The sequence below is a fragment of the Thermoflavimicrobium dichotomicum genome (assembly GCF_900114055.1).
Taxonomy (GTDB): Bacteria; Bacillota; Bacilli; order Thermoactinomycetales; family Thermoactinomycetaceae; genus Thermoflavimicrobium; species Thermoflavimicrobium dichotomicum.
Genome location: NZ_FORR01000003.1, coordinates 1 through 13,883 on the forward strand (window position 1 = coordinate 1; position 13,883 = coordinate 13,883).

13 protein-coding genes, 9 tRNA genes, 1 rRNA gene, 1 pseudogene and 1 riboswitch are annotated in these 13,883 nt (G+C 41.2%); of the genes and pseudogenes, 21 read left to right on the plus strand and 3 right to left on the minus strand.

The features are described 5' to 3' along the window. The first annotated feature begins 126 nt into the window (after positions 1–126). Positions 127–243, plus strand: a 5S ribosomal RNA gene (gene rrf / locus BMZ78_RS04390). Between the two features lie 164 nt (positions 244–407). Continuing rightward, complete coding sequence (locus BMZ78_RS04395) at positions 408–908, plus strand: hypothetical protein (RefSeq protein WP_093228321.1); 501 nt, start codon at positions 408–410, stop codon at positions 906–908. 167 nt (positions 909–1,075) lie between these two features. On the opposite strand, the gene BMZ78_RS04400 is transcribed toward BMZ78_RS04395, so the two are convergent. Continuing rightward, positions 1,076–1,720: a hypothetical protein gene (locus BMZ78_RS04400; RefSeq protein WP_093228323.1), complete on the minus strand. Its 645-nt coding sequence runs from the start codon at positions 1,718–1,720 to the stop codon at positions 1,076–1,078. A gap of 239 nt (positions 1,721–1,959) precedes the next feature. Between BMZ78_RS04400 and BMZ78_RS04405 the strand changes: the two genes are divergently transcribed. The 9 genes from BMZ78_RS04405 to BMZ78_RS04445 all read left to right on the plus strand — a co-directional run bounded on the left by BMZ78_RS04405 (position 1,960) and on the right by BMZ78_RS04445 (position 6,060). Further along, positions 1,960–2,268: a hypothetical protein gene (locus tag BMZ78_RS04405; protein ID WP_093228324.1), complete on the plus strand. Its 309-nt coding sequence runs from the start codon at positions 1,960–1,962 to the stop codon at positions 2,266–2,268. Positions 2,269–2,507: 239 nt separating this feature from the next. Continuing rightward, the gene (locus BMZ78_RS04410) at positions 2,508–3,233 is read left to right on the plus strand and encodes an SDR family NAD(P)-dependent oxidoreductase (RefSeq protein ID WP_093228326.1); all 726 of its coding nucleotides are present in this window, start codon (positions 2,508–2,510) and stop codon (positions 3,231–3,233) included. Then, positions 3,230–4,267 (plus strand): S-adenosylmethionine:tRNA ribosyltransferase-isomerase, encoded by a 1,038-nt coding sequence (locus BMZ78_RS04415; RefSeq protein WP_093228327.1) that lies wholly within the window; start codon positions 3,230–3,232, stop codon positions 4,265–4,267. Before BMZ78_RS04410 ends, BMZ78_RS04415 begins: the two co-directional genes overlap by 4 nt. 78 nt (positions 4,268–4,345) lie before the next feature. Next, complete coding sequence (locus tag BMZ78_RS04420) at positions 4,346–4,861, plus strand: GAF domain-containing protein (protein ID WP_093228329.1); 516 nt, start codon at positions 4,346–4,348, stop codon at positions 4,859–4,861. Positions 4,862–5,203: 342 nt separating this feature from the next. After that, positions 5,204–5,488, plus strand: a complete 285-nt coding sequence (locus BMZ78_RS04425; RefSeq protein ID WP_093228330.1) for a hypothetical protein — start codon at positions 5,204–5,206, stop codon at positions 5,486–5,488. Between the two features lie 185 nt (positions 5,489–5,673). Then, positions 5,674–5,768 (plus strand) — tRNA-Ser (locus tag BMZ78_RS04430). 50 nt (positions 5,769–5,818) lie between these two features. After that, a tRNA-Phe gene (locus BMZ78_RS04435) sits at positions 5,819–5,894 on the plus strand. A 7-nt stretch (positions 5,895–5,901) separates the two neighbouring features. Next, positions 5,902–5,977, plus strand: a tRNA-Thr gene (locus BMZ78_RS04440). A gap of 9 nt (positions 5,978–5,986) precedes the next feature. After that, positions 5,987–6,060: transfer RNA gene (locus BMZ78_RS04445), tRNA-Trp, on the plus strand. 6 nt (positions 6,061–6,066) lie between these two features. Here BMZ78_RS04445 and BMZ78_RS04450 read toward each other — a convergent pair. Beyond that, a complete protein-coding gene (locus tag BMZ78_RS04450) occupies positions 6,067–6,489 on the minus strand; it encodes a YugN family protein (RefSeq protein ID WP_093228331.1) in 423 nt (140 codons plus the stop codon). Between the two features lie 59 nt (positions 6,490–6,548). On the opposite strand from BMZ78_RS04450, the gene BMZ78_RS04455 reads away from it, so the two are divergent. The 7 genes from BMZ78_RS04455 (at position 6,549) to BMZ78_RS04485 (ending at position 9,515) form a co-directional block, all read left to right on the plus strand. Beyond that, a tRNA-Cys gene (locus BMZ78_RS04455) sits at positions 6,549–6,622 on the plus strand. 10 nt (positions 6,623–6,632) lie between these two features. Further along, positions 6,633–6,720 (plus strand) — tRNA-Leu (locus tag BMZ78_RS04460). 3 nt (positions 6,721–6,723) lie between these two features. After that, positions 6,724–6,800: transfer RNA gene (locus BMZ78_RS04465), tRNA-Arg, on the plus strand. A gap of 81 nt (positions 6,801–6,881) precedes the next feature. Then, positions 6,882–6,958 (plus strand) — tRNA-Arg (locus BMZ78_RS04470). A 92-nt stretch (positions 6,959–7,050) separates the two neighbouring features. Beyond that, a tRNA-Arg gene (locus BMZ78_RS04475) sits at positions 7,051–7,127 on the plus strand. Positions 7,128–7,445: 318 nt separating this feature from the next. Continuing rightward, a riboswitch (purine riboswitch) is annotated at positions 7,446–7,546 on the plus strand. A gap of 86 nt (positions 7,547–7,632) precedes the next feature. Further along, positions 7,633–8,205, plus strand: a complete 573-nt coding sequence (locus BMZ78_RS04480) for a xanthine phosphoribosyltransferase (protein ID WP_093228333.1) — start codon at positions 7,633–7,635, stop codon at positions 8,203–8,205. A gap of 20 nt (positions 8,206–8,225) precedes the next feature. After that, positions 8,226–9,515 carry a nucleobase:cation symporter-2 family protein gene (locus BMZ78_RS04485; protein WP_093228334.1) on the plus strand — a complete coding sequence of 430 codons (1,290 nt, stop codon included), beginning with the start codon at positions 8,226–8,228 and terminating at the stop codon, positions 9,513–9,515. 66 nt (positions 9,516–9,581) lie between these two features. On the opposite strand, the gene mnmA is transcribed toward BMZ78_RS04485, so the two are convergent. Beyond that, positions 9,582–10,676 (minus strand): tRNA 2-thiouridine(34) synthase MnmA, encoded by a 1,095-nt coding sequence (mnmA, locus tag BMZ78_RS04490; RefSeq protein ID WP_093228335.1) that lies wholly within the window; start codon positions 10,674–10,676, stop codon positions 9,582–9,584. 106 nt (positions 10,677–10,782) lie between these two features. Between mnmA and BMZ78_RS04495 the strand changes: the two are divergent. From BMZ78_RS04495 to BMZ78_RS04505, 3 genes and pseudogenes are all read left to right on the plus strand, one after another. Beyond that, positions 10,783–11,726, plus strand: a pseudogene (locus BMZ78_RS04495) (TrkH family potassium uptake protein). A gap of 223 nt (positions 11,727–11,949) precedes the next feature. Next, on the plus strand, positions 11,950–13,452 hold the full coding sequence (locus BMZ78_RS04500) for a VWA domain-containing protein (RefSeq protein WP_175482288.1): 1,503 nt from the start codon (positions 11,950–11,952) through the stop codon (positions 13,450–13,452). Between the two features lie 6 nt (positions 13,453–13,458). After that, positions 13,459–13,788, plus strand: coding sequence for a hypothetical protein (locus BMZ78_RS04505; RefSeq protein WP_093228339.1), 330 nt, complete (start codon positions 13,459–13,461; stop codon positions 13,786–13,788). Positions 13,789–13,883 lie beyond the last annotated feature (95 nt).

Sequence of the window (13,883 nt, forward strand, 5' to 3'; positions counted from 1 at the left end):
CGCAGCAATGCGTTTAGCTGACGGATACGAATCGGTCGAGGGCTTAACCTCAATCACTCACTCGGTGAACACTTCATTTCCTATCTAATTTTCAAGGTGTGTTCCACACACCCAAAACCAAATACGTCTGGTGATGATAGCGGAGGGGACCCACCCGTTCCCATCCCGAACACGGAAGTTAAGCCCTCCAGCGCCGATGGTACTTGGGGTGAAGACCCCTGGGAGAGTAGGTCGTTGCCAGGCAACAAGACAAAGTCCTCCAAATGGATTGGAGGGCTTTGTTGTTTTTTAAAGAAGAAAAGCTAAAAAAATAGGATCCAGTTTGGTATGATAGATCATAGATCATAAATATGAACATTTTGTCAATATATTTTTTATTTTTAAAGAGGATATTTCAGGAGGCATTTATGAGAAAAGCAAAAACATTAGTGATATTGATATGGATGCTCTCATTAGTAGGTTGTGGATTACTTCCATCGAAGGATCAAGAAAAAGAGGTGCACCCAAAAGCTGTGAGCCTGAATAAAACATATCCGGAAATCCGCTTTAAACTGCACTTTTTTGATTCATATGTTCCTCCACGTCGTAGCACAGGCGGTATTTGGCTTTATACCAAAGAAAAACATGCGGGTGATATTGATCAAGAGTTCAATTGGGATCAAACGGATGTATTACACATTCAGATTAGTGATTCAAAGTATAATGGATACAGTGCTACACCGTTGAATATACAATTGATGGATGAAAAAACGGTACGGGTGATTGTGAAATTAGAAAAAGGAACTGATCCATTTCAAAAGGAAACAGATGCCCCCAGAATGTACATTGAAGTAGAAAAAGGAAAACTGAATGAAGATATGAAGTTTATTGTCGAGAAAGATACAGGTGAAACATTACGTACAAAATGAATATCCCAGCGCCTGCACCAACGCTTGGAGGCAGGAGTTTTTTTGCCAACAGAAACAAAGATCTCCATCATTCAAAATGAACAAAAAACCGAAGCCATCCAGTTTAAGAAAGCTTCGGTTTTTGTATGCATGTTATATCCCTCAAACATCCATCTCAATCGGTTATATTAAAATGTCTGAAGAGGCTCGCCTGTATTGGATACAACAAACATTTGCATGGTTTTATTGATGATGCCGCGAGGAATTTCCAGGTATCGTCTAGGAGCCATTTTATATTTGGCATAATCGGCGTCATACACCATTTTTACAGTAATCCGTACACTATTTCCGTTTACAATTTCAACCTTGGTCGGTTCTGGTAAGTAACCGATATATTTTGGATCACTGATTTGAAAGTGCAGGACATCGGTAGTATCCCAGTTAAACTCTCTGGCAATATCACCGGGATGGTCTTCTTTGGTATAGAACCAGATCCCACCTGTTGGTTGTCTGGGAGGGATATAGCCTGTTCCTTCTTTATCAAAATCGTGCTTTTTAAAAGAAACAGGCCCAGAGACAGGTGGAGGTGAAGTTGTCCCTTGTGAAGAAGAAGGTGGTGTTGATTGCTGAACGTTGGTAGGGTTATTGTTTTGAATTTGAATGGGTACCTGTACTTGAATATTTGTGTTTTCAGTCTCTTTATTAGACTTGGAAGAGCCATCCTGTTTTTCAGGAGATTCTACAGTGATTTGCTGTTTTTCTGCAGGAAGCAGCCCACAGCCACTCACTGCGGTAAAAAGAAGACAAGTTGACAGTAAAAGCAATTTTTTCATTGTCTCCTCCGGATGTATTTATATTTTTTGTTTATTTTATCAAATGAACATTGGAATACTTCTTTAAGTATAGGGGAGAGTTGATATTGTTTCAATATTTTTTCTTTTTCAAACGATTTACTTCCATTACAGATTATGTAATTGATTTGAAAACATCTTGTCATTTACTATGAAGATATAAAGATAGAGGCGAATTTGGATTGGAAATATAGGAAAAGTGAGAAAGGAAGTAGGGGGAAATGGAGGCGAGGAAAAGGAAAGTAGAAGAGATTCTGCCAGAACAATCTCCAAAAGGAAAGAATGTGCTGGCAATCAGCTCGTTAGTTGCAGGATTCATCGCTTTAGTGGCTCTCTTTGTCGAATGGAAAATCGGGATGGGACTTGGCTTGGTTGGCCTGATTTTAGGGATCATTGCACTCAAATCAGAGCAGAGAAAATGGGCACTTGTAGGGATCGTTTTGAACGGCCTTGTATTTATTGCACCCATTGTCATCTTGTTATATACCTTGATTACACTGTCCAGCGTATATTCCCAATTCCCCAGTTAATCGCAAGGAGAAGGATGCTGTTCATAAAAATGGATGTGAGTATGTTGGAAGTCAGGGATTCTTTTTCTGACAGGAGTAAAGAACAGGAATCCCTGATTTATTCATGATCTTGACATGGACCTACACAAATGGTCCATGTTTTTAATTTATCTACTTATTAAATATATATGTTTAATAAGTATGAAAAAGGGTATATGTTATATACCGTCATATAGATGCCAAAAAAGGAGAGGGGAAAAATGGATAAAGTTGTAATGATTACAGGGGCTTCTCGGGGATTGGGAAAAGCGTTGGCTTTGGCATTTGCGAAGGAAGGATATCAGCTTGCGATTTCGGCACGTGGAGAAGAAGCATTGATGAAAGTGAAAGATGAAGCAGAAAAATTGGGAGTAAAGGTATTGGCTGTGGCAGGAGATATGTCCATTGCTGAAGATGTGGAGCGATTTGTTGGAACAGCTGAGGTGGAATTTGGACGGATTGATGTTTTAATCAATAACGCTTCGATCTTTGGACCAAGTCCTGGCCCCTATTTGCTAGACTATCCGGAAGAGGATTTTGTTGAAGTATTGCGTGTGAACACGGTAGGGCCCTTCCTGGTTACACGCCGAGTGCTGGGCCATATGTTGACTAGAGAAACAGGCTCCATTATCAATGTAACCTCTGAAGCGGGAAATATCGGATATGCAGGATGGGGAGCTTATGGGATTTCAAAGTTTGCGTTAGAGGGAATGACACAAACTTGGGCTGATGAAGTAGATGGAACGGGAGTACGTGTGAATATGGTGGATCCCGGTGAGATGGATACGGAAATGCATAGACAAGCAGTTCCGAATTGCGACTATGAATTGGCTGATCCCAATCAAGTGGTGGATGTGTTTCTGTACTTGGCTTCTGATCAGTCCAAACATATCAATGGAATGAGATTCAAGGCGCAGGATTTTGTAAAGGAGGGGCAACAGGGATGAGTATCACTTTTCATCTGCCGACTGCTCTTCATGCCTCCACTCCGCCCGAACGTAGGGGGATCAGGCGGGATCAAGTACGGCTCATGGTTTCAGACAAGCATACTGGAGAATCCATTCATACTTCTTTTCATCAACTTCCTCAGTTTTTACGTTCAGGCGATGTACTTGTGCTGAATGCAAGTCGAACCATACCTGCTTTACTTTACGGCAAATGGTATCGTCAAGGGCAGCTTCTCTCCGACAAAGTGGAGATTCGCTTAGCACATCGCCTGGATGAAAGAATATGGCAGGCGTTAGTTATAACGGAAGGGGTTAAAAAGGGAGATTTCTTTTATTTCTCAACCAAGCTCTTTGCAGAGGTCATTCGTGTACGTTCAGGATTTGCCTTGATTGAAATGCGATTCTCTTTAAGTGGAGCCTTTTTATTTGAACAAATTTATGCTTTGGGACAGCCTATTCGTTATGAATATGTTCAAAATCCATGGCAACTCGAATACTATCAAACGGTTTATGGGAGTTTCCCAGGCTCTGTGGAGCTTCCTTCGGCAGGTCGTGCCTTTACTTGGGAAATGTTGTTTCGGTTGAAACAGAAAGGAATTTCGATTGCGTTTTTGCTTTTGCATACGGGGCTTAGTTATTTTTTGGGGAATCAGGTAAACCCGGAAGAAAACGGGGAAGAATATATGATTCCAGATCGTACGGCCACGTTGGTGAATCAGGCCAAACAGTCCGGAGGAAGAGTGATTGCGGTTGGAACGACGGTTGTACGTGCGTTAGAAAGTGCAGTGAGTCCCACTGGTCAATGCATGAGCACCAAAGGTTGGACTCGTCTTTATATCCACTCTCATTATTCATTGCAATTGGTTGATGGGTTACTTACAGGATTTCATGAACCAGAAGCCTCTCATTTGGATTTGTTAACGGCCTTTGTAGAATCCCATCAATTGAAACAGATGTATGACGAAGCCATTCAACAGCAATATTTGTGGCACGAATTTGGGGATTTACACCTGATTTTACCGATTTCAACATAGTCACTTCTCACTCGGGATCGAAAAGGGTATCATTTCATTGTATGGATTGGCATGTAAGAGAGTGCAGGAGGTTCAAATATGTTTGTTTTCGAACAGGCTAAAGGAAACAAAGAAGCAAATTATGAACAAATGCTGAAGCAATGCGAGGCTTTATTAGAAGGTGAAACGGATTGGCTTGCCAACTTGGCGAATACGGCTTCCCATCTTTTTCATGTTTTGCCAGATATCAATTGGGCTGGTTATTATCTGATGAAAGATGGTGAGTTAGTTTTAGGGCCATTTCAGGGGAAACCAGCTTGTGTACGAATTCCGGTTGGAAAAGGTGTTTGTGGGACAGCTGTTGCGAAAGAACAGACGATGGTTGTTGAAGATGTTCTGGCATTTCCAGGACATATAGCTTGTGATGCAGCGAGTCGTTCAGAGATCGTGATTCCACTTCGGATCGATGGAAAAATAGTGGGTGTGCTTGATATTGACAGTCCTGTTGAAAAACGTTTTGATCAAGTGGATCAAAAATATTTAGAAGCCTATGTAGCGATTGTGTTATCACATACAGATTGGTCACCGATTTTAAATGGCTCCTGTTTCGCGTAGTCGTTTTTGTATGCTGTCACGTGTCGTCAATAATGAAAAAAGCTGCCGAACTGTTTATGTTTAGCAGCTTTTTTCATTTGCAGAGGATTGAAAAATAGCATAGAGGGAAACAATACAAAATAGGATATCTATAACTTATTAATTCATTCGACAATCACGAGTAAGGGGATGAAATCCATCTTGCTGTTGTATAATTGAAGATATTACTATGGGTTTGACTACTCCCTATGCGTAACGAAGGGGATTCTTGGCTGTCCGACGCTCGCTCTCATCCACATAGCTGTAAGCTAGGGGTTTTTACGCTCGCATTCTATAATGAAGTAGGAGAGAAGGTGAAGAAGATTGAGTTTTCTCCAGCCTGAAAAGCAACCAGATTCATCAAAAAACATTTTTGCAGTCATTTCTCTGGTTTTATCCATTCTATTTTTATTTAGTGCCATCTTTATCATTTTTGTATCTGAAAAAATTCATCCAGGGATTTTATTGGCTTTAATTGCTGTATCCATTGGATTGGGGTTTATTGGTCTCAAATCGGAAAAAAGGCGTTTGGCGAAAGTAGCCATTGTCATTAGTGGAATTGTTTTTATCTTTTTATCGTTTATCCTGTTGATTGTAATCCCTGTTTAAGGGAATGAATAAGCTACTGACACTAGGGGGGTCAGTAGTTTTTATTTACGGGTTCCTTGAATGTCAGAAAATAATTTTATTTAATTTAGTGTTGACAAGAAAGGTGGTCCTTAGTATTATATTAAATGTCCGATTCACGAGACGACAGTGAGTAACTGACAGATCATAAATGAATGACAGGACGCGGAGAGATGTCCGAGTTGGTCGAAGGAGCACGATTGGAAATCGTGTAGGCGGGAAAAACCCCGTCTCGAGGGTTCGAATCCCTCTCTCTCCGCCATACTTGAAAATAAAATGCTTGACATGTAGTATATTAAAATGATATAATGAGGTTCGGTAGCTCAGTCGGTAGAGCAGAGGACTGAAAATCCTCGTGTCGGCGGTTCGATTCCGTCCCGAACCACCATGGATATGCTGGTGTAGCTCAATGGGTAGAGCAACTGACTTGTAATCAGTAGGTTGGGGGTTCAAGTCCTCTCACCAGCACCATTTTATTCTAGGGGCGTAGTTTAATGGCAGAACAGAGGTCTCCAAAACCTCCAGTGTGGGTTCGATTCCTACCGCCCCTGCCAAGCCCATTAATTTTTGGGTGTGAGTTTTTGTTCTAACTGACGTAATAATGATTGAGCACGATTGATCCAATGTTGACTGATATGGTGGTCTTCTGCAGGAATGGGTTTGCTAAATTGACTGATCGTTCCAGTGAGAAAACCACTATTGGATGTTGGATCATTTCCTGTCAAAAACTCGTGCTTAATGACAAAAGGTCTTCCTAGTTTTACTTTGGTTTCTGGTTGATCCAGGTCTCCATTTTGAGCATAGGCGGGGATACGCAAATAATAGCGGTATCCATGGTCTTCTTCCCAATCCAGGGGATGATCAAAGTATCCATGGTCATATTTATATCCCCCTCCCAATGAAAAACCTTCATTATTGAGGATTTGATTCATTTCCTTAAATGCAGACTGGAAACCTTCGATCGATGAATGAAGTGGAATCACATGAATTCTCCTTTCTCTGGAATAGTTTGTGATATATCATTGATTTTATACATGAACATGGCGGCATAGCCAAGTGGTAAGGCAGAGGTCTGCAAAACCTTTATCCCCGGTTCGAATCCGGGTGCCGCCTCCATTTATTTTGTGCGGACGTGGCGGAATTGGCAGACGCGCAAGATTCAGGTTCTTGTGGTCGTTAAGACTGTGGGGGTTCAAGTCCCTTCGTCCGCACCATATGTGCCCTTAGCTCAGCTGGATAGAGCGTCTGACTACGGATCAGAAGGTCGGGAGTTCGAATCTTCCAGGGCACGCCAGAAAAAAGACAAGCTAAGTAAGAGCCCATACATCCAAATAAATAGGCAGGCTGTTGAATTGCCTGGCTGAAAATCGAATATGTGCCCTTAGCTCAGCTGGACAGAGCGTCTGACTACGGATCAGAAGGTCGGGAGTTCGAATCTTCCAGGGCACGCCAAAAGGATGTGGGCTTCTGCTTAGCTTGTCTTTATAATTGAATCATGATAAAAACAGAACCAGATAAGTTTGCCTGGCTGAAATTCAGAATATGTGCCCTTAGCTCAGCTGGACAGAGCGTCTGACTACGGATCAGAAGGTCGGGAGTTCGAATCTTCCAGGGCACACCAGTAAGACCTTACCCAAAGCAGGGTAAGGTTTTTTACATTTGTGACTGATACAGCTGGCTTTCATCGAAGATGTGCCTCGCTTCTCCTTCCTTACTCGCTTGTCTGTAATATCATATTCCCTTTTTTACCATTTCCGATGAAAAGCAGTATTGTCGATTTTCTGTTTTTATGGTCGAAACGATTCATTCAAGGTGGATGTGGGCTGCTTGTAAGGTAAAAAAACGAACAATATTATACGTACTTCAAAAAAATATTCGGAGATGGTTAATTTTCCTCTTTATTCTTTTCTCTTTATACGCTATAATCTATAAACAAAATCATATAGAACAATGAGTAACTCGTATAATTGCGGGAATTGGCTCGCAAGTTTCTACCTAATCACCGGAAATGATTAGACTACGAGTGAGGCTACCTTTTTACCTTTTTTTTCCTTTTTGCGTAAAAAGTGTGTTCTTCACTCGGGAGTCAAGTACTTCTCGAGTTTTTTTATTTTAAGGAGGCAATTATGGAAGCGTTGAAAAAGAAAATTCTTGAAGAAGGGGTTGTATTATCTGATGAAGTGTTAAAAGTGGACAGTTTTTTAAATCATCAGATAGATCCCGTTTTAATGGAGCATATCGGCACAGAATTTGCTAGACGCTTTGCTGAAGAGAAGATTACCAAAGTCTTGACGATCGAATCGTCTGGAATTGCACCTGCACTGATTACAGCCCGTGAATTGGGAGTTCCTGTTATCTTTGCCCGTAAACAAAAATCGCTTACATTGAAAAATGATATTTATGTCGAAAAGGTTTATTCTTTTACGAAACAGTCCACCAATGAAATCACCATTTCCAAGCAGTTTCTGGTCTCTGGAGATCGTGTACTGATTATTGACGATTTCTTGGCTCGTGGAGAAGCGAGTCTTGGTTTATGTCGCCTGGTAGAAAAAGCAGGAGCGACAGTAGTAGGAATAGGAATTGTGATTGAAAAATCGTTTCAAAACGGTGTTAACAAACTGAAAGAAGCAGGGTTTAGGGTAGAATCACTGGCACGGATTGCTTCTCTTCATCAAAACCAAATCCAATTTGCCGAGTAAAAAGAAAGGAGGGAGAATGGATGCGACGATTGAGTAGAGTGTTTTCACTTGGATTACAGCATGTATTAGCCATGTATACAGGGGCAGTTATTGTACCATTAATTGTAGGAAAGGCATTGAAATTGAATACCGAACAATTGGCCTACCTGATCGCGATTGATCTACTCGGATGTGGACTCGCTACCTTCTTGCAGATTTGGAAGAATCGTTATGCAGGGATTGGGCTGCCTGTTGTTTTGGGTTGTACATTTACGGCTGTAGGACCGATGATTGCGATTGGAAATCAGTATGGAATCACAGCCATTTATGGAGCGATTATCGTTGCGGGGCTATTTGTCATCATTTTCGCTGGTTTTTTCGGTAAGTTGCTGAAATTTTTTTCTCCTGTTGTGACCGGTTCAGTGGTAACGGTAATTGGTTTAACATTGATTCCGGTTGCCATCTATGATATGGGGGGCGGTAAAGGAAGCCCTGATTTTGGACAACCCTATCATCTACTCCTTTCATTTGGTGTACTCATCTTTATTATTCTCATGAATCGATTTGCGACTGGTTTTCTACGTTCCATTTCAGTTTTACTGGGGCTGATTGTGGGGACTTTGGCAGCTGCCTGCATGGGGAAAGTAGATATCCGTCCAGTGCTGGAAGCTTCTTGGTTCCATATGGTTCACCCCTTTTACTTCGGAGTTCCTACTTTTAACCTATCAGCCATTTTAACGATGATTTTGGTTGCGATGGTTAGTATCGTGGAGTCCACAGGCGTTTTTCTGGCATTGGGCAAGATTTGCGATCAAGAGTTGAGTGAAGAAGATTTGACACGTGGATACCGAGCTGAAGGATTGGCTGTGCTAGTGGGCGGATTTCTCAATTCATTCCCATATACCACTTATTCGCAAAATGTTGGACTGGTTCAGTTAACGAAAGTAAAAACGCGAGATGTCATTTTTACAGCGGTTCTCATTCTCGCCACTCTCAGTTTTATTCCGAAAGTGGCAGCATTGACCACATTAATTCCAACCGCAGTTTTAGGTGGAGCCATGGTAGCGATGTTTGGAATGGTGGTTTCCTACGGCATTAAAATGCTGGGGACTGTGGATCTCAATCGCCATGAAAATTTGCTGATCATTGCTTGCTCAGTGGGGATTGGCCTGGGTGTAACAATTGCCCCTGATTTGTTCAAGTTATTGCCGCCTGGTTTGCATATCTTTACAGATAATGGCATTATTGCTGGAAGTATTACAGCGATCGTGCTTCATTTGATTTTTAATGTAAAGCGAAGCAAAAAAGACAGCTTGCTACAGCTTCAGTAGAAAATGGATAAAGATAAAACAAAGGGGTTCCTTGTCCAATGAACAACAAGGAACCCTGTTTGCTTTTTAAGCAAAGGTTTGGTCAATAATGCCACCACCGAGGCAGATTTCCCCATCGTACAAGACAACGGACTGCCCTGGTGTGACAGCACGTTGAGGTTCTTTGAATTCGACAAGGAATGTGCCATCGGCCTGAGGCGTTACCAATGCTTCCTGGTCTTTTTGGCGATAACGGCACTTTGCTGTACAGGAGAAAGGCTGAGTTGGATATTCAACACCCAGCCAGTTGATATGGGTGGCGATTAAACTGCGGGAAAACAAGGCAGGGTGATTGTGACCTTGCGCAACGTAAAGAATATTGTTTTTGACATCTTTTTTTACAACGAACCAAGGCTCTCCTGTGCCAATTCCGCCAATACCCAAACCTTGTCGTTGTCCCAACGTATAATACATTAAGCCGTTGTGTGTCCCGATTTTTTTGTCATCAAGTGTGCGAATTTCACCTGGTTGTGCTGGGAGATAGTGACTTAAAAATTCTCGAAAGTTCTTTGCACCAATAAAACAGATTCCTGTACTGTCTTTTTTTCTGGCAGTGGCCAGTTGGAGTTCTGCCGCTATTTCCCTTACTTCCTGTTTGGTCAAGTGACCGACTGGAAACATGGATTGGAATAAATGTTCCTTTTTGACAGCATAGAGAAAATAAGTTTGATCTTTATTGGGATCAGCGCCTCGTACCAAATATTTTTGACCATTTATTTCTTTGATTTGGGCATAATGACCAGTAGCAATATAATCAGCACCGAGCTGTTTGGCTTTATTTAAAAAGTCACCGAACTTGATCTCCCGGTTGCACAAAATATCAGGGTTCGGAGTTCGACCCTGCCGATATTCATCCAGGAAGTATTGAAATACTTTTTCCATATACTCTTTTTCAAAGTTAACAGAGTAATAGGGAATACCGATTTGAGCACAAACCCGTCGAACATCTTCAAAGTCTTCGGTGGCTGTGCAGTTGCCGAATTCATCCGTATCATCCCAGTTTTTCATAAAGAGGCCTATTACCTCATAACCTTGTTTTTTAAGAAGCCAGGCAGTAACAGATGAGTCTACACCGCCTGACATCCCTACCACGACTCGTATATTTTTATTTTCCATGTTCATCAGTCCCAATCATTTATTTCATTTTCTTGTTACCTCTTATGTCTTTATTATAATCTAAACCATATAATCGAACTTTATCAAGAAAATGAGTGAAAGGAAATAATGGATGGTTAAAGGAAGATTTTCTATCCTGAATAAACTGCCCCCACCCCAAGTATTAGTGATCGGTTTTGCCTTGACGATTTTGATTGGAGCCTGTTTGCTGACATTGCCTGTCTCCGCAGAACCAGGGAATCATGTTTCTTTTTTAGATGCTTTATTTACTGCTACATCTGCTGTATGTGTAACAGGATTGGTGGTGGTAGATATGGCCACAATCATATTGGGAGGAATCGGCTTTGTAGTCATCCGTGAAATTGTTCAGTATCGCCAGACCAAAAAGGTAAGTTTGCATACAAAGCTGGTGTTAACTACGACCGCTATTTTACTTGTTGGTGGGACCTTGCTCATTTTATTAATCGAATGGTCCAATCCAGCTACTCTTCAGCCACTGGGTCTGGATGGCAAAATCCTGGCGTCCTGGTTTCAGTCCGTATCCACACGTACAGCTGGATTTAACACCATCAATATTGGAGAAATGTATTCCGCTGCACTCTTTATCATGATTTTGCTGATGTTTGTAGGTGCTTCACCAAGCTTTACAGGTGGAGGCATTAAAACGACTACCTTGGCGAGTATTTTGTTGGCTGTGTGGAACATGATTCGAGGCAGGAAAGATGTGGTAGCCTTTCGCAGGCGAATTCCCAGCTATTTAGTATACAAAGCTTTATCAGTCACAGTGGCAGCTCTGACTTATGTCATCATCATCACTCTTCTATTGACAATTACAGAGCGGGTCGATATACTTACAGCCATGTTTGAAACGGTTTCAGCGTTTGGTACAGTGGGATAATGGGATTGACACCTCATTTGACCCCTGTTGGCAAAATGTTGATTATTTTTACCATGTTTGTGGGGAGAGTGGGACCAATCACCATTGTATTAGCCTTAGCGAAAACAAGATCTCAAATCCCTTATAAATATCCGGAAGAAAAACCAATTATTGGGTAGAATGATAGGAATTATCATGAGATGTCCAAATCTGTTCTATTGTATTGGATTGATAAATCGTTCTAAAATAAAATTATATATAGGAAAAAGATTGGGCTGGAATCTTTTTCCTGAAGATGGTAAGCAAGGAATTGTAACACATGCATAGAATATTTGGAGGCGAGAGTTTTAGAGCAACATGCTGAAAAGTCATGAAGAAAAGAGAATTGAGAGGCAGGTTTCTATGAAATACAGAGTAAGTGTTACATTGCTTGCTTTGATGATGGGTACTTTCCCTTTATTGAGTGGTTGTTCAACTGTAATTGAGAAAATTCAGCAGACGACAGGGAATAATGTAGAAAAAGTAGAAACCAAAGTAAGTTCCCAACAACATAAAAAGCCAGAGAAAACAGGCGAGGAAAAAAATCTGCTTCCACCAGCTCCGGCCACCGATTTAAAGAACATTTTAAAAGATGATGGCAAAGGAAGATATGCTGGGGAAAAGTATAATAAAACCAAAGTACTGCAAGCATTGGCTCAAATGCCAAAAGGAATGTCTGAAGAACAAATCTATGCCTATCTGCTTGGTTTGGTAGGCGAAAACTATAAAATCGACGATAAGTTTTTTGAACAGCTCAATCCAAATTATCAAGCACAGTTGAATAGCCTGAAGTCAAAAACCAAAAATGCTTCATCCAAAAAGGCCAATGTGATTGTCCTTATCAATGGAAGTGAATCGATGCAAAACCGAATCGATGGAAACAGCAAACTCCAGGCAGCGAAGCTGGCTTTAGCTCAGTTTGCCGCTTCTTTGCCCAAGGATACAACCCTATCGATCCATGTATTTGGCCATCAGGGAAGTACATCATCATTAGGGCAGACTTCTACCTGTCAGCGTCCAGAAACTGTTTATTCGAAGCAGTCCTTCGATGCTGTAAAATTTGCCACCGCGATGAGCAGAGTGAACGGATCATCGAGCTACAGTCCACTGGCTCAAGCCATTCGTTCTACTTATGAAGGATTGGCAAATTCATCATCGGATGAAAAGAATATCGTTCTGCTCATTACGGATCAGGTAGATCAATGTGGAGGAGATCCCGTTCGCGAAGCGGAAGAGGTTCGTTCCTCTGACAAGATCGCCAGTTTCAACATTCTTGGAGTGAAAGTGGATCCATCTAATGAAGTAGAGTTGAAAAAAACGGCAAATATTGCAGGCGGTGCCTATTATCGGGTCACCACCAGCAATGATCTGCGCAAAGCGTTATTTGCTTATCAAAAAGAGATCCATCGCATGAATGCACCTTGGCAATTACAAGCACTCGAAAAAATTACACAAAGCTATCAAGCGGACAATAAAATGCTAAAAGAACATTATCAAGGTGTGATTGAAAAATTAAATCTCGAGTACGAACGACTTGGTGAAGCGAACAATTATATCAAGGATTTACAAAAAGTAACCACTGAGGAATGGAAAAAGGTTGGAGAGTGGATTGACAGTCGCTTTAAACAGGTTGGCGATTATATGGATGAACAGTGGAAAACGGTTGGAACTGAGTTAGACAATGAATGGAAGTCGAGTGTGGATCAGTTAGAAGAAGAGTGGAAGCAAACCGGTAAACCTGTTGAAGAGTTTAACAAACATAAAGATACATTGTTAAGCGAGCATACAATAGAGGATCGAACGGAGCAAGTACAGGTAGAAAATGAGACTACCCCCACAGACACTGAGGAAAGCTTATCGGAGTGAAGAGCAATGCCAGAGATGCCTTATGAGATTAAGTTTGATCCACGTTTAAAAATTGATCGACCTTATCTCCATGTCGAATATGAGCAATTACCGAAACAGGTACAAGAAGAATTTGAACTCAAATGTCAGGAAATTTGCTCCCAAATTCCTGATCGAATCAAATCTTTCGAAAAAGAATATATGAAAAAGTATGAGGAACTGAAAGAAGCCGATGAAGATGAAGTGTTTTTTCAGTTAACCGACGAGTTAAATGAGATATCAAGCTGCATTTGCGATTTGAATTTATTGTTCTTGCACATTGAAGGAGCCTATATTTCTCATAGTGTTCATGCTTAATTTTGGAGCGTTTGACAAAAATAATGTCAAACGCTCTTTTTTTTTATAACTGATTGGGGGCATATGGCTGAAACAGGATACTTTAGCCATAACGA